This window comes from Arthrobacter sp., from assembly GCF_030540645.1.
GTDB lineage: Bacteria > Actinomycetota > Actinomycetes > Actinomycetales > Micrococcaceae > Specibacter.
This window is the reverse complement of sequence record NZ_JAUNVV010000001.1, coordinates 42,064-62,548: the sequence shown is the minus strand read 5'-3', so window position 1 is coordinate 62,548 and position 20,485 is coordinate 42,064. Positions and strand designations below refer to the sequence as shown.

General features: G+C 57.0%; 19 protein-coding genes. 8 read left to right on the top strand and 11 right to left on the bottom strand.

What is annotated here, in order from left to right:
• Positions 1-38: 38 nt before the first annotated feature.
• From Q4P21_RS00250 to Q4P21_RS00210, 9 genes are all read right to left on the bottom strand, one after another.
• Positions 39-1,034 (bottom strand): Gfo/Idh/MocA family protein, encoded by a 996-nt coding sequence (locus tag Q4P21_RS00250; RefSeq protein ID WP_303386866.1) that lies wholly within the window; start codon positions 1,032-1,034, stop codon positions 39-41.
• A 1-nt stretch (position 1,035) separates the two neighbouring features.
• On the bottom strand, positions 1,036-2,127 hold the full coding sequence (locus Q4P21_RS00245; protein WP_303386865.1) for a DegT/DnrJ/EryC1/StrS aminotransferase family protein: 1,092 nt from the start codon (positions 2,125-2,127) through the stop codon (positions 1,036-1,038).
• On the bottom strand, positions 2,124-2,720 hold the full coding sequence (locus Q4P21_RS00240; RefSeq protein ID WP_303386864.1) for an acyltransferase: 597 nt from the start codon (positions 2,718-2,720) through the stop codon (positions 2,124-2,126). Before Q4P21_RS00240 ends, Q4P21_RS00245 begins: the two co-directional genes overlap by 4 nt.
• A 45-nt stretch (positions 2,721-2,765) precedes the next feature.
• Positions 2,766-4,055 carry a nucleotide sugar dehydrogenase gene (locus Q4P21_RS00235; RefSeq protein ID WP_303386863.1) on the bottom strand — a complete coding sequence of 430 codons (1,290 nt, stop codon included), beginning with the start codon at positions 4,053-4,055 and terminating at the stop codon, positions 2,766-2,768.
• A 180-nt stretch (positions 4,056-4,235) separates the two neighbouring features.
• Positions 4,236-6,194 carry a DUF6541 family protein gene (locus Q4P21_RS00230; RefSeq protein ID WP_303386862.1) on the bottom strand — a complete coding sequence of 653 codons (1,959 nt, stop codon included), beginning with the start codon at positions 6,192-6,194 and terminating at the stop codon, positions 4,236-4,238.
• A 29-nt stretch (positions 6,195-6,223) separates the two neighbouring features.
• Positions 6,224-7,243, bottom strand: coding sequence for a UDP-glucose 4-epimerase GalE (gene galE, locus Q4P21_RS00225; protein ID WP_303386940.1), 1,020 nt, complete (start codon positions 7,241-7,243; stop codon positions 6,224-6,226).
• A gap of 11 nt (positions 7,244-7,254) precedes the next feature.
• Positions 7,255-8,664: a bifunctional dTDP-4-dehydrorhamnose 3,5-epimerase family protein/NAD(P)-dependent oxidoreductase gene (locus tag Q4P21_RS00220; protein ID WP_303386861.1), complete on the bottom strand. Its 1,410-nt coding sequence runs from the start codon at positions 8,662-8,664 to the stop codon at positions 7,255-7,257.
• Between the two features lie 2 nt (positions 8,665-8,666).
• Positions 8,667-9,665, bottom strand: a complete 999-nt coding sequence (rfbB, locus tag Q4P21_RS00215; RefSeq protein WP_303386860.1) for a dTDP-glucose 4,6-dehydratase — start codon at positions 9,663-9,665, stop codon at positions 8,667-8,669.
• Complete coding sequence (locus Q4P21_RS00210; RefSeq protein ID WP_303386859.1) at positions 9,665-9,937, bottom strand: hypothetical protein; 273 nt, start codon at positions 9,935-9,937, stop codon at positions 9,665-9,667. Before Q4P21_RS00210 ends, rfbB begins: the two co-directional genes overlap by 1 nt.
• A gap of 55 nt (positions 9,938-9,992) precedes the next feature.
• Between Q4P21_RS00210 and Q4P21_RS00205 the strand changes: the two genes are divergently transcribed.
• The 7 genes from Q4P21_RS00205 to Q4P21_RS00175 all read left to right on the top strand — a co-directional run bounded on the left by Q4P21_RS00205 (position 9,993) and on the right by Q4P21_RS00175 (position 15,847).
• Complete coding sequence (locus tag Q4P21_RS00205; RefSeq protein ID WP_303386858.1) at positions 9,993-10,295, top strand: hypothetical protein; 303 nt, start codon at positions 9,993-9,995, stop codon at positions 10,293-10,295.
• 221 nt (positions 10,296-10,516) lie between these two features.
• Entirely contained in the window at positions 10,517-11,572 is a 1,056-nt protein-coding gene (locus Q4P21_RS00200; protein WP_303386857.1) for a hypothetical protein, read from the top strand.
• Positions 11,565-12,560 carry a glycosyltransferase family 2 protein gene (locus tag Q4P21_RS00195; RefSeq protein ID WP_303386856.1) on the top strand — a complete coding sequence of 332 codons (996 nt, stop codon included), beginning with the start codon at positions 11,565-11,567 and terminating at the stop codon, positions 12,558-12,560. The genes Q4P21_RS00200 and Q4P21_RS00195 overlap by 8 nt, the downstream gene beginning before the upstream one ends.
• Before the next feature lie 76 nt (positions 12,561-12,636).
• Positions 12,637-13,380, top strand: coding sequence for a glycosyltransferase family 2 protein (locus Q4P21_RS00190; RefSeq protein WP_303386855.1), 744 nt, complete (start codon positions 12,637-12,639; stop codon positions 13,378-13,380).
• Positions 13,381-13,388: 8 nt separating this feature from the next.
• Complete coding sequence (locus Q4P21_RS00185; protein ID WP_303386854.1) at positions 13,389-13,769, top strand: DUF2304 domain-containing protein; 381 nt, start codon at positions 13,389-13,391, stop codon at positions 13,767-13,769.
• Between the two features lie 49 nt (positions 13,770-13,818).
• Positions 13,819-14,706 carry a glycosyltransferase family 2 protein gene (locus Q4P21_RS00180; protein WP_303386853.1) on the top strand — a complete coding sequence of 296 codons (888 nt, stop codon included), beginning with the start codon at positions 13,819-13,821 and terminating at the stop codon, positions 14,704-14,706.
• Between the two features lie 52 nt (positions 14,707-14,758).
• Complete coding sequence (locus Q4P21_RS00175) at positions 14,759-15,847, top strand: NAD(P)-dependent oxidoreductase (protein WP_303386852.1); 1,089 nt, start codon at positions 14,759-14,761, stop codon at positions 15,845-15,847.
• A gap of 109 nt (positions 15,848-15,956) precedes the next feature.
• On the opposite strand, the gene Q4P21_RS00170 is transcribed toward Q4P21_RS00175, so the two are convergent.
• Both Q4P21_RS00170 and Q4P21_RS00165 read right to left on the bottom strand, forming a co-directional pair.
• Complete coding sequence (locus Q4P21_RS00170; RefSeq protein ID WP_303386851.1) at positions 15,957-18,032, bottom strand: acyltransferase family protein; 2,076 nt, start codon at positions 18,030-18,032, stop codon at positions 15,957-15,959.
• Positions 18,033-18,270: 238 nt separating this feature from the next.
• On the bottom strand, positions 18,271-19,386 hold the full coding sequence (locus Q4P21_RS00165) for an acyltransferase (RefSeq protein WP_303386850.1): 1,116 nt from the start codon (positions 19,384-19,386) through the stop codon (positions 18,271-18,273).
• 221 nt (positions 19,387-19,607) lie between these two features.
• Between Q4P21_RS00165 and rfbA the strand changes: the two genes are divergently transcribed.
• Entirely contained in the window at positions 19,608-20,471 is an 864-nt protein-coding gene (gene rfbA, locus Q4P21_RS00160; protein WP_303386849.1) for a glucose-1-phosphate thymidylyltransferase RfbA, read from the top strand.
• The last annotated feature ends 14 nt before the right edge of the window (positions 20,472-20,485 follow it).

Below are 20,485 nucleotides of genomic sequence, written 5' to 3'. Positions count from 1 at the left end.
TCTGCTGGCAACTGTGACTTTCAACGGTTTTCCGGTTTTCACTGTCGAGGAATTCGCACACTTTGACCGAGGCGCGACGACTCCAGCACTGCCTCGGCCACGACCAAGGTGTCTTGACCTTCAGCCATGGTCACAACATCATTGCGCAATCCGAGCACAGCGTCGCGGAAAGCTTCGTGTTCGGTGCGCAGCGGTTCCGGCTTGGCAATCGCCAGGCGGGTCACATTGCCTTCGGAGACGCCACGGAAGGCACCGATGGAATCCCATTCTGTGGCCACGGTGCCATTTTCGTAGAAGGTAAGGTCCGCCGTGACCGTGTCGGCCACAAACGCCCCCTTTTCACCTGTGACGATGGTAAGGCGCTCCTTCATGGGTGAAAGCCAATTCACCAGGTGGTTCGTGATGATGCCGTTGGTCAGCTTACCGGTGGCAGCCACCATGTCCTCGTGCGGGCGCCCGCTGCGGGTCGTGGTTTGGGCGAAGATCGATTCGTAACGGCTCTGTGCCAGCCAGGCGGTCAAGTCGATGTCGTGCGTGCCCAGGTCCTTGACCACTCCGACGTCGGCAATGCGGGCCGGGAACGGGCCCTGCCGGCGTGTCGCGATCTGGTAGACGTCGCCCAGTTCTCCGTCGGCGATGCGCTCGCGCAGCGACTGCAGGGCTGGATTGAAGCGCTCGATATGTCCGACGGCGCCCACTAGACCCTTGGCCGCGAACGCCTCAACGAGGCGCTGCCCGGCGGGGACGCTGGCCGCTATCGGCTTCTCGACGAGCGTGTGGATGTCTGCCTCGGCCAATGCCAAGCCGACTTCCTCGTGCATGCCGGTGGGCACGGCCACTACAGCCATGTCTATGCCGGCGGCGATGAGTTCTTCTACGCTGCCAAGTACCGGCAGCTCCCTGGCGACGCCGTGGGGGTCACCAAAGGCGTCGGCCACGGCCACCAGCTCGACGCCGTCGACCTCGCGGATGACACGGGCGTGGTGGCGGCCCATCATGCCCAGGCCAATGAGCCCTACACGCAAGTTCGCCATGTTATGCCCCTGCCTTCACGATGGTGTTCACGGCGGCGACAATGCGCTCCAGGTCGTCCTGCGACAGCGAGGGGTGCACCGGCAGCGAGAGGACTTCCTTCGCGGCGATCTCCGTGTTCGGCAGGTCCTCGGTGCGGTTGAAGGAGGGCAGGCGGTGGTTCGGCACCGGGTAGTAGACGCCGGAGCCGATGTTGAACTCGCTGCGGAGGCGCTCGTGCAGTGCGTGGCGGCCCTCGGACACACGGATCGTGTACTGGTGGTAGACGTGCTCGGCGCCCTCGGCCACCTTCGGCGTTCCCACGCCTTCGAGGTTGGCCGTCAAAAATGCGGCGTTCTCCTGGCGCTTTTTGGTCCAGGCCTCGATCTTTGTCAGCTGCACCCGGCCGATGGCGGCGTGTAGGTCCGTCATGCGGTTGTTGAAGCCGACCAGCTCGTTCTCGTACTGCTTGTCCATGCCCTGGTTGCGCAGCAGGCGCACGTTGCGCTCCACCGTGGCATCCGAGGTGGACACCATGCCGCCCTCTCCCGACGTCATGTTCTTCGTGGGGTACAGGCTGAACATGCCGAACTTGCCGAAGGTGCCGACTTTTTTGCCGTTCAGTGCGGCACCGTGTGCCTGAGCTGCGTCCTCGTACAGGTCAATGTCGTGCTTGTCGCACAGCGCGGCGAAGGCCTCGGCGGCGAAGGGGTGACCGTAGAGGTGGACGGGCATGATGCCCTTTGTCTTGTCCGTGATGAGCGACTCCACATGGGCCACGTCGAGGGAGTAGTAGTCCAGCTCAATGTCGGCAAAGACCGGGGTTGCCCCGGTCAGCGCCACCGAGTTGCCGGTGGCGGCAAAGGTGAACGAAGGCACGATGACCTCGTCGCCGGCGCCAACACCGGAAGCCAGCAGGCCCAGGTGCAGCCCGGAGGTGCCGGAGTTCACGGCGACGCTGGCACGGCCGTCCAGAAGGACTTGGGAGAATTCCGTTTCGAACTCGGCCACCTGCTTGCCCTGTGCCAACATGCCGGAAGCCATGACGGCGTCGACCGCTGCCCTTTCCTCGTCACCAATGATCGGTTTTGCTGCGGGAATGAAGTCCTGGCTCATGCGTTGTCCTCTGCCTCTTTAAGGGAGTTTGAATCCTCAATGTATTTTGCCCCTGTTTCAGGGCAAACCCAAAAACCACCCTCCTGCTTTAGCGGAAAGCCAGCCTTGCCGACCCAGCCCAGTCGACGGGCTGGAACGCCTGCCATCAGCGCAAACGCCGGAACATCCTTCGTCACCACGGACCCGGCTGCGACGGTAGCCCACCGGCCAATTGTTACGGGAGCTATGCAAACAGCACGGGCACCAATGGAAGCCCCGTCCTCGATGATGACGCCAACGGGCACCCAGTCATGGGCGCTCTTCAGCGACCCGTCGGGGCTGACGGCGCGCGGATAGGTGTCATTGGTGAGCACGACGGCCGGTCCGATAAAAACACCATGGCCCAGCACTGCCGGTTCGTACACCAAGGCGTAGTTCTGGATCTTGGTGTTGTCGCCGATGCGCACTCCCGTGCCTACGTAGGCACCTCGGCCCACAATGCAGTTTTGGCCAAGCACAGCTTCTTCGCGCACTTGGGCCAAATGCCAAATCTTGGTGCCTTCACCAATTGCAGCGTCATCCGACACGTCGGCGCTGGGTGCTACATAACTCATGATGTTTCTCCTGACTCGGCCCACTGAGTGGACGAATTGAGCTTTCTAGGCCTTGCCGATGACGCGGTAGGCGACGCCGTCCCACTTCTCTGCCGAGCTGACGCGGCGCCCGTCAATGAAGACCTTGAGCCCGGGAAGCTTCGCCGGGGTCAAATCGCGGTACTCTGCGTGGTCTGCCTGCACGACGGCGGCGTCCACAGGCTCACCCAAGTGGTACGGGGCAAAGCCGAGCTTTTCCAACTCCACATCGGTGTACATAGGATCGTGCACCAGGGCAGTGCCACCGCGGCGGTTGATGGCCTCGACGGCGTCGAAAACGCCCGAGAACGCTGTTTCCTTCACTCCGCCGCGGTACGCCGCACCCAGTACAACGACGCGTGCTCCGGTCAGGTCCCCGTAGGCGCCTTCGAGCAGGCCGATAGTGTAGTCGGGCATGTCTGCATTGGCTGCCCGTGCTGCGCGGACCACGGTGGCGTCGGGATCGTTCCATAGGTACAGGCGGGGGTAGACGGGGATGCAGTGTCCGCCAACGGCAATGCCGGGCTGGTGGATGTGGCTGAACGGCTGGGAGTTGGAGGCGGCAATGACCTGGTAGATGTCGATGCCTGCAGTGGCAGCGAAGCGGGCAAACTGGTTGGCCAGCCCGATGTTGACGTCGCGATACGTGGTCTCTGCAAGCTTGGCCAGTTCGGAAGCTTCCGCCGAGCCGAGGTCCCAGACACCGTTTCCGCGGTCCAAGTCCGGGCGCTCGTCAAAGTCCAGCACCGCCTCGTAGAACTCTATGGCTTTGGCTGCGCCAGCGTCGGTCAACGCGCCAACAAGCTTCGGGTACTTGCGCAAGTCCTCGAAGACGCGGCCCGTAAGGACTCGCTCAGGCGAGAAAATGAGGTGAAAATCCTTGCCCTCAACCAAACCAGAAGCAGCCTCCAGCGCCGGCTTCCAGCGGGTGCGGGTGGTGCCAACGGGAAGGGTCGTCTCGTAGGAGACCAGCGTGCCTGCGCTCAGGTGCTTGCCCAATTCGGCGGTGGCGGCGTCCATCCAGCCGAAGTCGGGCTTGGCCTCCGAGTCGACAAATAGCGGCACGACCAGCACCACGGCGTCGGCGCCGGGAACAGCCTGGGCGTAATCCGTCGTCGCCCGCAGCTTGCCCGCAGGTACCAGCTCGGAGAGCTTCTCCTGTAGGTGCGCTTCGCCGGGGAATGGCTCCACTCCTGCGTTAACAAGGTCCACAACGGCAGGATTGACGTCTACTCCAACAACTTCATGGCCTTTGGACGCAAACTGAACAGCCAACGGCAGGCCGATCTTACCCAGTGCAATAACTGCAATCTTCACGTTATTTGTAACCTAATCTCTTGAAATTGCTGGTTCACCAGCGAACTGGCCCAAGCCGATGCGTTGACTACTAGAATATAGAGCTTTGCAGACCATCAGAGTCAGGTGAGAGTCACCCCACAACTTTCCGGTGCATTCATTTACGTTTGCATTTCCAACCTTGGCCGTGCCACGGCCATTCTAGTGGCATGCATCAATTCGGTAGAGTTTCGCCGGCCCTTCCTCGTCGATCAGAGTCAGCCCCGGAGTAACCGCAAGGTCTTCCGAGCTGGGGATGGTCATGCGCATGTCACTAACCTGCCGACCGCTACCAAAGTCGAGGAAGTAGTAGGCATTCAGGGATCGAATCGCGTCGCAAACAGCCGGATTCACATCAATTTCTTGCAGGTGGGCGAATACTGTTTTTATCTGAGGGCTTTGAACCGAGGACAGTGACGGCACTACGGTCTTAATGCCTTCAAGGGCGTACACAAGGGAGCCCCCGTTGGCCGGATGGCCGATGACAGTGGCCCCCGCCGGAATCTCTTCAGGCACCCGTCTAAGCAAGGCAGCTTCATCACTCGAGAGCAGCCACGAATCAGCATTGGAAACATAGTATTCGCTCGTATCCCTCTCGGTGACCCCGACTGCATTGTTTTGCGCCGCGACGCCCACCAGCACCGCAGCCAACACCCCCGCAGCGGCGACGGCTGTCCGCAGCGAGGATCTCTGCAGGGCCCCAGCTGGAATCCGTTGCTGAGCCAGATCGAACACCCAAACCGCTCCTGTGACCATCAACGGCAGGGCCACGACTGGCAACAGTGCGGCAAGCCTGTTGCTGTCGTTGAAGAAGACTCCGGTGACGGCCTGCCGAAGGGCCGTGGCTGGAAAACTGGAAACCACAACAAAGAACATCGCACCAACCATGAAGGTACCCAATGCCCAAATTCGGCGCCTCTGAATGCACACAGCCAAAATCCCCAGAAGCATCAGGATGAAGACAGGCCAGGAAAGTGGAACCTGTAAAGGCGAGACCGCGAGAGCCTCAGCGGCGGCAACTGGCAGGGTAAGTGTTGGTGGCCAATGTGACCCGGCCACGCTGGGTCGGAGCCTGTCCCAGAGCACCACGAACAAGGCCATGTAGAGCACCACGGCCAGCAGTGCCGCACCAGTGCCCCACCGCGAGATTCGCCTCCCTGCCAACAGCCGAACAAGCCAAAAAACCAACAGCGGGATTGTGAAGGCACCCAGAGCCATGACGATATTCGGGTGCGCCATGGCAAGACCGGGCAAGCCGATGACCAGGATTGTGAGGCAGAGTGCGGGGTGCATGCGCGGGGCAGGAGAGAGCTTGAGCCCTTCACCCACCAAGCCGATAAAGACTGGAAGCAGCGCGATCCCCAGAAAGTTTGGATACAGCACGCCCCAACCAAGTGCGAGGAAGGGAAAAGCACCGAAACTCCCTGCCACAGCACCGGCCAGAAGCAGCACCGCCGGGCGTGTCCCGGCCACCCGCGAAGCTAGGAACATGGCCGCAACAGTCCATACCAAAGCACCGATGACAATATTGACACTGTTGACGGCCACGGGCAGCCGCGCGTCACTGACTTGCACGGTGAGGGCTACCAGATTGTGCCACGCATATGGGTATATCCCGGCAGGTCCGTTTTGCACCATGCTGCCCACAGACAGCGCCGAGCCATTCCCCGATTCCAGAATGGCCCGGATGGCCGTCAGATGATGAACATTGTCGTACGTTTGGGAAATGTTAGCTGGAGCAATGAACATCCGTAACAGGCGCAACGCAATGACACCCGAGCCAAAAACAAGACCCCCAAGGCCCGCCAGCACGATTGCGGCTGTTGGACGAGGAGGAATCGTTTCGCGTTTACTGCCAAACCGGGCAAGGACGAGTTTGCGTCCACCCCAAGCAACCGCGCAGGCACCAAGCGAGAATACCCCCAGGACCACCGGGCTCCAGCCGAGATGAACAATGCCCGCTGCGATGGTGCCCACCGAGACCAAGGTCACTGTCAGCGGTGCGGCCGCGGCAATCCACGCGAGGCCCCGGAGCCCGAATGCCCAGGCCAACAACGCGCCCGGAACGAAGATGATCAGCGCCGCAGCCAAGATGGTCGGGGCGGTGTCTAACCAGGTCATTTATGTACCATGTTCTGTTGTCGCAGGGACTAGTGCTGCGACGCGTAGCCATTCGGATTGTTTTCCTGCCAGCGCCAGTGGTCGGCGCACATCTGGTCCAGATTGCGACTCGCAGACCAGCCCAGGTCGGCAAGCGCAGCAGAGGGATCAGCATAACTCACAGCAGCGTCCCCTGGACGTCGGGGAGCGAACTCGAACGGGATCGGCCTACCAACGGCATCACCAAAGGCTTGAATGACTTCCAGTACTGAGGCGCCATTTCCTGTTCCCAAGTTCCACGTGAATACCCCTGGGTGGTTGCCAAGGTAGCCCAGTGCGGCAAGGTGCCCGGCGGCAAGGTCCATGACGTGGATGTAGTCGCGAACACCGGTGCCGTCCGGAGTGGCGTAGTCATTGCCAAACACCAAGACCTTGTCACGGCGTCCCACAGCGACCTGTGCAACGAAGGGTAGCAAGTTGTTGGGTATCCCGGTGGGGTCCTCACCAATGCGTCCTGACTCGTGGGCACCGACCGGGTTGAAGTAGCGCAGCAGCGCCACCCGCCAAGTAGGGTCGGCTGCACCCAGGTCGCTGAGGATGTCTTCGATTTGTTCTTTCGTGCGCCCATAGGGATTGGTCGCATCGAGGGGCATTTTTTCGATAAGTGGCACTTCTTCGCTGGCGCCGTAGACTGTCGCAGATGAGCTGAAAACAATCGTGCGGACACCGTGTTTGTCCATCGATGCCAAGAGGTTCAGGGTGCCGACAATATTGTTTTGGTAGTAGCGCAGCGGTTCGGCCACGGACTCCCCCACAGCCTTCAACCCGGCGAAGTGGATCACCGAATCGAATCCTCCGGCTTCAAACAAGTTGTCCACGCCGTCCGCGTCGAGCAGGTCCAACTCAACGAACTCCGGACGCTTTCCCGTTAGCTCTTCCACCCGCTTCAGCGACTCGACGGACGAGTTCGCAAGGTTATCAAGCACGACGACGTCGTACCCGGCTTCCAGCAGGCAAAGAACCGTGTGCGAGCCGATGTAACCGGCACCACCTGTGACCAAAACTCTCATCGTTTCCATTTCTACTTGTCTAGATACTCGGCCAGGCGCACCGCAGCTGATGTCGGCTCGAAGCCGGTGGCCTTAATGCGCGTCAAGTCCAAGGCACTTTTCAACGGCCTTGGGGCCGCATCCTTACCCTTGAAGTATTCTTCGGTACTGATGCCGGTCACAGCCTCACGGCTATGGCCTGTGAGCTCATAGACGTCAGCGGCAATGTCGGACCAAGATTGGGGTTCCCCCTCATTGCTGAGATTGTACACACCATAGTCGGCCCCGGTTTCGAGCAAGTGCTTGATGCCGGCGGCAATGTCTTCGGTGAAGCTCAGGCGGCCGATCTGGTCATTGACGACGCTGGGCGCGATGCCACGGGCAGCAAGGGAGGCCATGGTGCGCACGAAGTTGCTGCCTTCGCCGATGACCCAGCTGGTGCGCACAATGAAGTGGCGGGGAACGGTCGAGACAATGGCGTCGCCAGCTGCTTTGGACTGTCCATAGACACCCAAGGGCGTAAAGACTTCATCTTCATCATGCGTTGCGGCTGTGCCGTCAAAGACGTAGTCGCTGGAAACGTGGACAAGAGTGATGCCGTGGGCGGTGGCGACTTTGGCAAGGTTTGCCACGGCAGTGACGTTGACGGCCCACGCCGCAGCCCGCCCGTCCGGGGTTTCTGCCGCATCCACAGCGGTGTACGCGGCAGCGTTGATGATCGTGGAGTAGTTTTTCCAGTTCCGGCCGGTGTAGGAAGACTCGGACGTGAGGTTGAAATCCGTGCGGGCGGCGAACTCAACATTGTTCTTGCCGTTGTAGGCGGCACGCAAGGCCTTGCCTAACTGCCCGTCTGCACCCAGGACCAAGATCTTCTTGGCGCCCATCGGGCTTACCTGCGCCAGGCGGGGGTGTGCTTTGTCTTTATCGGACAGTTCTGCCTCCTCCAGCGGGATCGGCCAGGCGATGGCTGCCGTCTCATCTGACAAGTTCAGGAACGTGTATTGTCCTTGAGCATCGGCAGACCAATGGTCGTTGACCAGATACGTGTAGGCAGTGTTGTCTTCCAGGGTTTGGAAAGCGTTACCCACGCCGCGGGGAATGAAAATAGCCTGGGAGGGATCCATTTCCGCCGTAAATACCGCACCGAAGGATTCCCCTTCCCGCAGGTCAACCCATGCCCCGAAGATCCTGCCCGTGGCCACGGAGATGAACTTGTCCCACGGCTCAGCGTGGATGCCACGGGTGGTGCCTGCTTTTTCGTTAAAGGAAATATTGTTTTGCACCGGGGAGAAATCGGGCAAGCCAAGGTCCAGCATTTTTTCCCGCTGCCAGTTTTCCTTGAACCAGCCCCTATTATCCCCGTGGACGGGCAGGTCGTACAGGACGACGCCGGGAATCGATGTCTCGGTGGACGCGAGTTTTTTGGAGAACTCAATGCTCATCGCTACTGGCCCTGTTCCTTGTACTTCGCTTCGGTTGCAGCCTTCTGCGGACGCCACCAAGACTCGTTGTCGCGATACCACTTGATCGTGTCCTCAATCCCGGCGTCAAAATTCGCGAACGACGGCGTCCAGCCAAGTTCGGCTCTCAGCTTCTGCGAATCAATGGCGTAGCGCAGGTCATGCCCTGGGCGGTCCACTACATGGTCATACGCATCTACAGACAGACCCATGTGTGTGAGGATCAATTCCACAACGTCCTTGTTGTTCTTCTCTCCGTCAGCACCAATGAGATAGGTCTCGCCCATCCGACCCTTTTCCAGGATTGCCAACACGGCCGAGGAATGATCATTGGCGTGGATCCAGTCACGCACGTTCTCGCCCTTCCCGTACAACTTGGGGCGGATCCCGTCGATCACGTTGGTGATCTGGCGGGGAATGAACTTCTCCACGTGCTGGTAAGGGCCATAGTTATTGGAACAGTTGCTGATCGTTGCCTGTAGGCCGAAGGAGCGCACCCAGGCACGGACCAGCATGTCTGAACCGGCCTTCGTGGACGAATACGGGCTCGAAGGCGCGTAGGCGGTGGCTTCCGTGAACCGCTGTGGTTCATCCAATTCCAGGTCTCCATATACCTCATCGGTGGAGATGTGGTGGAATCGCGTGTTGTTTTTCCTGGCCGCTTCGATCAACGTGTACGTGCCAATGATGTTCGTATCCAGAAACGGGCGCGGGTCCTGCAACGAATTGTCGTTGTGTGATTCGGCTGCGTAATGGATTACAGCATCCGCATCAGCCACCAACCCCTCAACAAGTTCCGCATCACAAATATCACCCTGAACAAAGGCAAATCGATCCGCGGCAAGACCAGTCAAGGAAGCCTTGTTGCCGGCATAGGTGAGCTTGTCCAACACCGTCACGTGCATGTCGGTGTTCTCGATGATGTAATGAACAAAATTGGAACCAATGAAGCCGGCCCCGCCGGTCACAAGGAGTTTTCGCATTAGGCCAGCATACGGGAACGCAGCTTGCAGCTGCCGGTTCCGTGGGGTGTTGGCAGCTCCCCCGGCAGGTAGGCGAGCGCACCCGAATCCTCCACACGAAGCTGTGGGGTAAGCTGGCGGGGCACCATATGGAGGAACATCTTGAAGAGAATCTGGGCGAACATCGCTCTGGCAGCAGCCCTGGCAACCGCAGCGTCCGGATGCACCCTCCCAAGTGAAACACCTCCTGCCTCGAGCGCAAGCGCCAGCGCCTCTGCTGAGCCAGTGGCCACAAATTACCCCTCGCCCACCACAGCTGTGGATACAAGACTTGTCATAACTATTCTGATGGGCAACGCTCTGGACGTACGCACCCTCCACCTATTTTGTGTCGGTTCCAAGGCAGTGAGTCCCACAGACCTTCCTGATGCAGATGATGCATGCGCAGTTGTGCAGAAGTCAGCAGGCTTGTTCAAGACGGAACTGAAGCCAACTGATGACAAAAAGTGCAAAGACACCGGCAATCAAGTTGTTGCTGACGTGTTTGGCGAATCCAAGGGCAAGCACATTAGGGTTTCCTTCCAGCAAAACAACCAATGCAACGCCAAAGTTTGGGAGAGCCTGACCCCACTCTTTGGGCTCGGCTCATAGTGTCGCCTCCTGCATCCAGCAAGGGTAAGAATCTCTCATCCGTAGGTTTGTCGTCCCTAGTTGCCGCAGCGAGCGGATACTTGGTGCTCATTGTCGCCTCCCGCAGCCTTACACCAAGTGAAAACGCAAATTTTTTGGCATTCTGGGGTGTCTTGCTGGGCTGTTTCGGTGTACTCACTGGGTTGATGACTGAAGCCACGCGCTCAGTCAAATCCCGTTCGATGTCTGCAAATCGATCCGTTGTCCTTGGCGCGCCTGTTTTGCCGGTGTCCCTCTTGATCGGTGCTGCAGCTGCGCTGTTTCTCGCCTTGAGCAGTCCGGTCTGGATGCCGGCATTGATCCCTGGCGCCCCACCCTTGCTCTGGCTTGGAATCGCACTTTCTGTTTTATTGTATTCCGGCCACATAGGACTGGCTGGCGCAACAGCCGGTTTGGAACGATGGGGAACCTATTCTTCATTGGCAGCCACGGAGGCAATTGTCAGGCTTCTTGTCATGGCGCTTGCTGCGTTCCTTGGCGGAAGCCTCTTTGGTCTTGAGTTCGGTGCGTTGAGTGGAACCCTTGTCTGGTTCTACTTTGCGGCATTTACCAGCGGCGGCCGCAATGCTTTGCGTGCACGCGCTGATGTCGGAGTGCTGGCATACGTTGTTCGTTGCGGTCTGGCCATGGCGACCGCGGCCTCCACAGCCGTCCTGATTACAGGGTTCCCCGCAGTCATTAAAGTAGCTGCCACTCCTGCCGATTTTGCGGTGGCTGCACCCCTTCTGCTGGCGGTTTCCCTTACGCGGGCTCCCATCATGATTCCACTGCAGGCCTTCCAAGGCGTTGTCATGACATCCCTAATCCACTCACAACGTCCAGCCGTTCAAGTACTTGTAAAACCTTTTGCGGCAATTCTCGCGTTGGGCATGGTGGGTGGAATACTGGCTGCTGTTGTAGGCCCTTACATCATGCTCATTTTTGGTCCCGACTATTCCGTTGATGGGTGGCTGCTGGGAGCATTGACGTTTGCTGCTGCATTTCTGGCAATCCTGACATTGACGGGAACCGCGGCTATGGCCCGCGGTCTGCATCGTCTTTATCTGTCCGGATGGGTTGTAGCGACTGCAGCTTCAGTTGCAATACTTTTCATTCCAGGTCCACTGGATCAAACGGTTGTGGTGAGTCTCTTTGTCGGTCCCATAATTGGCGCCGTAGTACATGCTGTGGGCGTACTTCGCAACGAACACAAGTCGCTCTTGGTCTCTTTAACCCCGAAGGATGCAATCGATGACTAGCAACCCCCACGTTTCAATCATCATGCCTTGCTTCAACTCAGCTTCCACTGTGCAGCGCTCCATCAACAGTGTGCTTACACAGACTTTTACCGATTTTGAACTCATTATCGTCAACGACGCCTCCACGGACAAGACACTGGATGTCATCAACGCGACTATTGCCGAAACTAAGGATCCACGCGTTCGCGTTATTAGCATGGAGCAGAACATCGGACCCTCCGGCGTTCGCAATGAAGCACTGCGGGCTGCCTCCGGAACACTAGTCGCCTTCCTGGACTCAGACGACGAATTTTTGCCCGAATTCCTTGAACACCATGTATCTGCCCTGACCGACGGTACCGATATTTCGATTGCTGGGCATTTTGTGGTCCGACCCGACGGAACCGAGTCGGCCCGTCACAGCCAATTCGTCGGCCGGTGCACAGGACTGGAAGCCATGCGTGCTGCCATGCTCGATGAAATCCTGCCGTTTGCCTGGGACAAAGTTTACCGGAGGACACTTTTCAACGGCATCAGTTTCCCTGAGGGGTCGACTCGGTTCGAAGACATGACCATCAACGTTCTTTTGGACTCCCGAGCCCGCACAGTTACTAGTTCATCCGTGCCACTGAACAGATATTACATCTCACCTGGGTCGTTGACGTGGGGAAGGATTCCTTCACGGAGCGATTCAGATTTAGCGCTGGCAGATCTTCATCGGCATCTTCCAGAGGAACTGCGTACAGGACGGTTCGCCAAGCCATATGCAACTATGCGGTTGCTCATCACTCTCATCGTCGCCCAAAGTGCAATCATGAAGCTTGCACGACAGCCTGCGGCTAGGTCAACCATCGACGACTGCCGTCGTGCCCTCCGCACATCATGGATATTGGCTGCCGCAATGGCGAAGCCCAAATTCGCTGCTGCAGCCCTGATGCTGAAAGTGGCACCAAACACATTTGCCAAAATCTATCTCCGCCATTCCGTGAACAACTACGGTTTGGACTAGTCATGCCACCGATGCGAGACGCCTCGTGCGTCCAAGAACTCATTGTCTTGAACCTGATTGGTATAGATTGGAGATCATGACCGACCCACTTCTACAACGCGTACTCGTCATTATGCCCGCTTGGAACGAGGGTTTGGCTGTCGGTAATACCGTTCGCGAAGTCTTGGCGCGACCGGAAAAATACGACATCCTTGTAGTCAACGATGGGTCGACTGACAACACAGCAGAAGTGGCGGCCAATGCAGGCGCAACAGTGCTTCATCTGCCATTCAATTTGGGCGTGGGAGGTGCCATGCGCGCCGGATTCAAATATGCCAGCCGACACAATTATGACGCGGTGATCCAAGTCGATGCCGATGGACAACATGATCCGAAGGACATTGCCGTAGTGCTCCAAGGACTGGAGAATGCGGATATATCCATCGGAGCCCGCTTTGCCGACAAAGGGACTTATTCGGTCAGTGGTCCACGAAAATGGGCCATGGTTTTTCTGGCAAAGACTATTTCCACTCTTGCGGGCACTCGCTTGACTGACGTCACCTCCGGATTTCGTGCCGCAAACACTCGGGGGATCGCACAATACTTAGACCACTATCCGGCAGAATATCTCGGCGACACCATTGACTCACTTGTCGTTGCGATTCGATCAGGCTGCAAAGTCACCCAAGTACCAGTGGAGATGCGTGCCCGCCAGGCTGGGACTCCAAGCCATAATCCGGCCAAGGCGGCCATCTATCTGGGCCGGAGTATTTTCGCCTTCCTTTTTGCACTCACGAGAAAACCGTCCACCCTATTCCAGACCGAACCTGAAGCAGGATAAATTAGGCCATGTCGGTTATCGCCGCACTAATACTTTCGATTGTTATTGTCCTGATTGTTTTCGACATGTTGCGTCGGAAGAAGATAAGGGAAAAGTACGCTGCGCTGTGGCTGCTCGTTGGGCTGTCAATGCTGGTCCTTGCAGCGTTCCCACGCCTGCTCGAAATCGTTGCACATACTCTCCACGTACAAGTTCCTTCAAACCTACTTTTTGCAATGAGCATTGTTCTGGCTCTCGGGGTTTGCCTGCATCTTTCGTGGGAAATCTCCGTTGTTGAGGACGAGACCCGTGTGCTGGCTGAAGAAGCTGCAATTCTCCGCGCGCAGATCGACAAACTTGAGTCAAGAATTGACGCACTGACCGACCAGTCCCCAAGAAACGAAACCTAGGCCATCCCGGCCGTGCCCCTGATCCAGGGGAGAAGGAGACATACCCACTATGCCCTTGGACATTTTCATTCCATACTGGGGAGACCCCGGCTACATGAAAGAGACAGTCAATAGCGTTCTGGCCCAGACCAGTAACGATTGGCTGCTGACGGTCGTGGATGATGCCTATCCCGAACTTGAAATTCAAGAATTCTTTACAAGCCTGAACGACAGCCGTATAAAATATATCCGCAAAGAGCAAAACGGAGGCATCACGGCGAACTACCGCACATGCGTCTCTCTTGCCACGGAACAGGTTATGGTGATCCTCGGCTGTGATGACGTTCTTCTTCCCAATTATGTGGACACGATCAATGCAGCACACGAAAGATTTCCCAACGCGGCCATTATTCAGCCCGGCGTACAAGTCATCGATGAACGCAGCGTTGTTGTCAAGACTTTTGTCGACACCATTAAGCAGCGTTTGGTTCGTCCACATGGCAACGGTCCCCAACTGGTCTCGGGTGAGTCGATCGCTGCCAATTTGATGCACGGCGACTGGTTGTATTGGCCAGCTTTGGCCTTCCGCACCGATAGGATGCGAGCCGTTGATTTCCGTGACGGTTTCCCCATTATTCAAGATCTTGCCCTCATCATGGACATGATTTATGCAGGAGACCAGTTGCTCATTGAACCGACGGTTTGTTTCTCATACCGACGGCATTCCAACAGTGCGTCATCGGCAAAATTGATTGATGGTTCACGATTCATCGGTGAACGCGACTACTTCAGTCTTGCTGCGAGCCAGGCAGCCGAGATCGGATGGACAAAAGCTGCCAGGGCCGCGAAACTGCGGTTGACATCCAGAGCCCATGCACTTGCCCTCATGCCAAAGGCACTTCTGGCCCGTGATACGAAAGCCGCCGGAACGTTAGCACGCCACGCCTTCGGCTCTTAGTTCTGGCTTCCCGCCCTATTGCTTCATAACCGATTCGAGAAAGAGCCCTACAATGCACAATTCCCCGGAAAAACGGATGGAGACCGTCCTCGTCACTGGTGGCGCAGGTTTCATTGGTTGCGCCATTTCTGAGTCCCTGCTCCAAACCTTTAGCAGGGTCGTGGCGGTAGACAACCTCCATCCCCAGATTCACGAATCCGGCGAACGTCCAGAGGGGCTGGCGGACGGTGTCGAATTAATCGCCGCAGACATCACTGAAGCATCAACTTGGGACCGCATTATTCCTGAACTCAAGCCTGATGTTGTGATCCACTTGGCCGCGGAGACCGGGACAGGTCAGTCGCTTGAAGAGTCGACGCGCCACACCCACGTGAATGTGGTCGGCACATCGCAACTCTTGGATGGCTTCATCCGGAACAAGGCTCTCCCCCGCCGTATTGTGCTCTCATCCAGCCGTGCGGTCTATGGAGAGGGTGCTTGGCGAAATGCAAACGGCGAGCTTTTCCACCCAGGCCAGCGAACGAGTGAAACCTTAGACCAGTCCGAATGGGATTTTCCAGGTGCTGATCCGACGGCAATGAACTCTGCTGAAGTGTTCCCAGCCCCAGTGAGCGTCTATGGGGCAACCAAGCTGGCCCAAGAACATATCTTGCAGGCGTGGGCCAAATCATACGGCGTTGAGACAGCTGTCCTTCGCCTCCAGAACGTCTACGGCCCCGGACAGTCGCTCATCAACCCTTACACGGGGATCATGAGCCTGTTCTGCCGCATGGCCATGGGCGGGAAGTCCATTCCGTTGTACGAGGATGGCCAGGTGCGCCGTGACTTTATTCTAATTGATGACGTAGCATCAGCAATCGTTGCCGGTGCCACCTCGGAGAAGACACATCCTATTCCCTTGGACATCGGGTCCGGGGAGTTCCAAACCATTGGTACCGCTGCACAGGCCATTGCAGTCCGCTACGGCGCCCCCGCCCCACACGTAACTGGTCAATACCGTCAAGGCGACGTGCGCCATGCGTGGGCCGACATCAGCGCAGCACAGAAAGTTCTTGGTTGGACTCCCCGTTACAATCTCCAACAGGGAATCGAGCGTCTGGCGGACTGGATCGATGCCCAGCCGGATGTAAAGCCTGCTTAGTATTTCTGCCAGCGGAGAGGCCCCGCACACCAACTGGTGTGCGGGGCCTCTCCTCTTGGCGCGTGGGGGATGCAATGCAGATGGACATGTGACGCATCCTGGCATCGAGCTAGTGAATGTCCCAGCCAGTAGCTGCCTGAAACTCACTTTTGAAGAAGGGCGCGAGGGTTTCCATGTACGTGCGCGTCACATGGTTGTCGTCCTTATAGACGAGAACGTTGCCAATGACAGCGGGACAAACCGTGTCATCGCAAAAGTACTTCGTGAAATCCAAGAATTTTGTATCTGGAAGGCTTGCAGCCACCTGATCCGTGGGTGCGGCCTTTTTGAACAGGTCTATTCTTTTCGCTCCACATCCGACGAAATCGGTGGGCGCCTCTTCAAGGCAATCAGGCACATTCTGTGGAAGACGCGGAGTATCACGGATGGCAACTACCTTGATCCCTGCCGCATTCAAGGTCTTCACGGTCGATACCCACCCTGGATCGAGCTGCTCCGGCACTTGCCACAGGACGTTGGTGCGAGTGCTTGTAGTGACCACCGCGTCGGGTTTCATGGCCAATACCTGCTTCAAAGTATCTTTGTTGAACTCGGCGCAACTCTCAGATATACCTACTGAGGTGTCTTCTCCTAAAGGACAGTAGCCCTTGGTGATGGAAGTGACGCTCCATTGGTTTTCTTTTGCCATGTCCAGAATTGGTGTGTTCCAAACGTGCGCATGAGAACTGCCCAGGACCACGATGGATTTTGCTCCATCCTTAATTCCGTTACTGCACAGGTTCAGCAGTTCCTGTCCATTGCTTTGGCAATCCCCACCCACAAATACGGGCCAATCGTCGGGCAGCGTCGCCTTCAGCGGGAGCATGGGCGCGTTCTTGTCTGCCTCGTCAACGAAACCAGACGACAAGGATGCCGCACCAGGGTTGTTTCTGGCGGCCTCTGCCTTCAGCGCCAGATTTTCAGCATGTATATTTACCTGCCAACCAGCCAGCGGAATTGCAACCAACGAGACACAGAGAATGATGACGGCGAGGGCCCTCCTGCGCTTCTTCTCTATCCATTTGCTGCGCCGAACGGGCGAATCGACGAGCTTAGTAGCGAACCAGGCCGCAGCAATGGATACGACAATGATAATGAAACCGGCCACCGGGCCGGCAGTTTCCCGTCCAGAAGTGACCAAGAAAGTAACCAAAATTGGCCAATGGAAAAGATAGAGCGCATAGGAACTGTCACCCAGTTTGACGAGTGGACGCCAGCTGAGAAATCGATCGGCGCCGCTCCTGCTGTCCGTAAACCCGGCGACAATAATACAAGCGGCTGCCAGGGTGGGCCACAATGCCATGTAACCGGGAAACTGCTGGCCTATCTGCAGAATGATTCCGCATGACAACATGCCCACAACGCCAAGCCATCCCAAGAAAATGCGGGCAGATCGGCTGAATTTGAGATATGGCAGCAGCAGCGCAAGCAAGGAGCCCAACGCGAATTCCCAAAGGCGTGTGCGCGTGTCAAAGTAAGCGAACGCCTGGTTGTTTGCGGTTGTGATGATTGAAAACATCAGTGAGGCAGCAAAAACTGTGCCAAACATCAAAATCAGCAATGGCCGGATTCTCAGCCAAGCTCTTCGCGAAATCCAGGCTGCAGCGGCGAAGATCAAGGGCCACAGGATGAATATTTGCCCTTGGATTGATAAGGACCAGAAATGCTGCAATGGACTGGCCACACTGTGGTCGGCTGCGTAGTAGTCCACCGACTCCGAGGCAAGAAACCAGTTCTGATAGTAGAAGAGCGAGGCCCACGTTTGGCCGAAAATACTGCCCCATCGTGTCTCAGGAAGAAACAGCCGGGTGGCACCAAGGGTAGCCAGAAGCGTTATCGCGATAAGAGGCAAAAGTCGTTTGAATAAGTGGACCCAGTACTTGAGTAGTTCAAGCGCCCTGCCGGACTCCAGCTTCCGGGTGAACTGTCCTGTCAGCAGAAATGCAGAGATCAGCAAAAAAATATCCACGCCACCGGAAATTCTTCCGAACCAAACATGGTAGGAAACCACCATCAATACGGCCAAGGCCCTCAATCCCTGGACTTCGGGAAGGTATTTTCGTACTGATCCTGGCGGAGTCGATGGATACCGTTCTGCGGATCTTCTTCCTCTTGATCCTGGCTTCGTTTTGATGGCTTGAGTCATTAATCCTTGCCTCTAGCTGACGTCGTTGCCGCCCCAGCGACCCTGATCCCCACCCACAATGGTACCAATTCGCTACCAGCTGTTCATACAAAGGGGATGAATTTCACGGCGACGAGCACCGTTCCGCTGGCCAACTCCAGCGACCGGCTCGACAGACGGCGAGAGCGAAGGTGTATCCATTGTTCCCACCAGGGGCGGTCACCAGGCCTCGAGTGGAATTTCTCAAACGTTTCCTGGCTCACCCGACTATCGGGTCAGTGACCACTCTCAACGGTTCCATCCTGCCAATGTCCCTGCCCGGGGGGTGCGAATCATCCAAGCTGCCGGCATCAGCTGAAGGCCTCTTCTTGCGCGTGGCACTTCGAACTCGACGCATGATGGGGCGCTCTATCCAGAGCCAACTGGCCGTGGCCAGTGGAACCGTCATGACCGCAGCGAGAATGCTAAAGAACAGCAAGCCCCGCTCGTGGACGCCGAATACGGCTAGCAACTGCTGCACAGCAAACGCGTAAATGTAAACACCGTAGGAAATATCGTTTTTTGCAACCAACTGAGGCTGTTTGAGCACGGTCGAGAGCCAGATGATGCCATACGTGACGAACAATGCCGAAGCTTGAACACCCCACCCTGGCACGGTCGAAGAAACAACAAAAGCTGCCAGGAATGAAAGCACGCCGGGAAACCAGTGGAATCCAATTTTGTCTTTCCACATGAACACTGTGGAACCGGCGAGGAAGAATGGGAGCAGACGAAGCAACAGAACCACGTCGAAATTATCGTTCGTGAGTCGGCCAATGAGGTCGACATTCGCTTGGGCGATGACGGAGACAAGGAACGCCAAGGTTAATGGCCACCGGGAACGTCGCACGAAGGCAAAAGTCCCGAGCGCAGCAATGATGAGGTAGCAAATGAACTCGTAGTAGAGGCTCCATAGCGACCCATTCCACGCACCCGAGTATGGAACATTGAGCGGAGTCCCGGCAATGTCGTAAAAGCGCATCTCCAGCAACGAGTTGGAGATCAGGAAGTTCAACGGGGAGTGTCCTGATGTCAGATATCCCGTAAAGCTCCCATGGTTCACCAGATAACCAACGGGGGCAAAAAAGGCCGCCATCATCAGTAGGCAGACCCAAAAGGCTGGCATTATTCGTGCGATCCGGTTAATCAGATAGGAGCCCAGTGAATTTGACCACCGGCTGGAGGTGATGAGGTACCCGCTGATGCCGAAGAATCCTGCTACGGCCCAACCGCCAAGCGTATCCCCGGCAAAATGTGGCTCTCCAGGAACCCCAGCGAGTGGCCAACTGTGGTGCACCAAAACAACAAAAGCCAAGAACAAACGGATAAGATTCAAGCTGTTGTTTCTTGGGTCAAGCAACACGCCAAACCATCTATGGTGGCGCGCGCCGCTCACTTGTGTTTTGCTGCTCAATGAGTTCCTAATCTTCCAACTTAGCAAGCTAAGGGCTATCACTGCCATGGATACGAATCTATTTCGTCGCCGGCAACCGCTTTAGCCCCTGCGAAGTGGCAACGCGTTTGCGTTCTACCAATGCTTGCGGCCATGATTGCTCTATGCGCGGAATTATCCTTGCGGGCGGAACTGGCTCGAGACTGCATCCAATTACTCATGGTATCAGCAAGCAACTGGTGCCGGTCTATGACAAACCCATGATCTACTACCCTCTTTCGACCCTGATTCTTGCCGGAATTCAAGATATTTTGGTGGTCACAACTCCCCACGATGCCGAACAGTTCACTCGCTTACTTGGAGACGGATCACGATTCGGCGTTTCAATTACCTACGTCAAGCAGGAATCTCCTGACGGACTTGCCCAAGCTTTCATCCTCGGTGAAGACCACATAGGCAACGAACCGGTTGCCCTGGTCCTCGGTGACAACATCTTTTACGGCCCCGGCATGGGCACACAGCTGCGCCGGCACGCAACGGTCGACGGCGGTGCAGTCTTTGGCTACTGGGTCAAGGACCCGAAGTCCTATGGCGTGGTCGAGTTCGACGAGGCCGGAACAGCCATCTCCCTCGAGGAAAAGCCGGAAAATCCCAAGAGCCACTATGCCGTTCCCGGTCTGTACTTCTACGACAATGATGTCGTGGGGATCGCCAAGGGCCTCAAGCCGTCGCCCCGTGGGGAACTTGAAATCACCGACATTAACAGGCACTACTTGAAAAATGGCAAGCTACAAGTAGAAATCCTTCCACGTGGAACCGCCTGGCTTGATACAGGCACTTTTGAAGACCTCAACAACGCTTCGAACTTTGTTCGGACCGTCGAGAGCAGACAAGGCTTGAAAATTGGTGCGCCGGAAGAAATCGCTTGGCGCCAAGGATTCCTCACCGATGATGAATTGCGTCAACGAGCCGAACCTCTCCTCAAGAGCGGTTATGGCGGATACTTGCTGTCATTATTGGACGCCTAGGCAACTCCATGTGG

Coding starts and splice junctions, on each gene's coding strand:
- Q4P21_RS00250 (WP_303386866.1), bottom strand. CDS start 1,034: ATGGCGAACTTGCGTGTAGGGCTCATTGGCCTGGGCATGATGGGCCGC.
- Q4P21_RS00245 (WP_303386865.1), bottom strand. CDS start 2,127: ATGAGCCAGGACTTCATTCCCGCAGCAAAACCGATCATTGGTGACGAG.
- Q4P21_RS00240 (WP_303386864.1), bottom strand. CDS start 2,720: ATGAGTTATGTAGCACCCAGCGCCGACGTGTCGGATGACGCTGCAATT.
- Q4P21_RS00230 (WP_303386862.1), bottom strand. CDS start 6,194: ATGACCTGGTTAGACACCGCCCCGACCATCTTGGCTGCGGCGCTGATC.
- galE (WP_303386940.1), bottom strand. CDS start 7,243: ATGAGAGTTTTGGTCACAGGTGGTGCCGGTTACATCGGCTCGCACACG.
- Q4P21_RS00220 (WP_303386861.1), bottom strand. CDS start 8,664: ATGAGCATTGAGTTCTCCAAAAAACTCGCGTCCACCGAGACATCGATT.
- rfbB (WP_303386860.1), bottom strand. CDS start 9,665: ATGCGAAAACTCCTTGTGACCGGCGGGGCCGGCTTCATTGGTTCCAAT.
- Q4P21_RS00205 (WP_303386858.1), top strand. CDS start 9,993: ATGGGCAACGCTCTGGACGTACGCACCCTCCACCTATTTTGTGTCGGT.
- Q4P21_RS00200 (WP_303386857.1), top strand. CDS start 10,517: ATGTCTGCAAATCGATCCGTTGTCCTTGGCGCGCCTGTTTTGCCGGTG.
- Q4P21_RS00195 (WP_303386856.1), top strand. CDS start 11,565: ATGACTAGCAACCCCCACGTTTCAATCATCATGCCTTGCTTCAACTCA.
- Q4P21_RS00190 (WP_303386855.1), top strand. CDS start 12,637: ATGACCGACCCACTTCTACAACGCGTACTCGTCATTATGCCCGCTTGG.
- Q4P21_RS00185 (WP_303386854.1), top strand. CDS start 13,389: ATGTCGGTTATCGCCGCACTAATACTTTCGATTGTTATTGTCCTGATT.
- Q4P21_RS00180 (WP_303386853.1), top strand. CDS start 13,819: ATGCCCTTGGACATTTTCATTCCATACTGGGGAGACCCCGGCTACATG.
- Q4P21_RS00175 (WP_303386852.1), top strand. CDS start 14,759: ATGCACAATTCCCCGGAAAAACGGATGGAGACCGTCCTCGTCACTGGT.
- Q4P21_RS00170 (WP_303386851.1), bottom strand. CDS start 18,032: ATGACTCAAGCCATCAAAACGAAGCCAGGATCAAGAGGAAGAAGATCC.
- rfbA (WP_303386849.1), top strand. CDS start 19,608: ATGCGCGGAATTATCCTTGCGGGCGGAACTGGCTCGAGACTGCATCCA.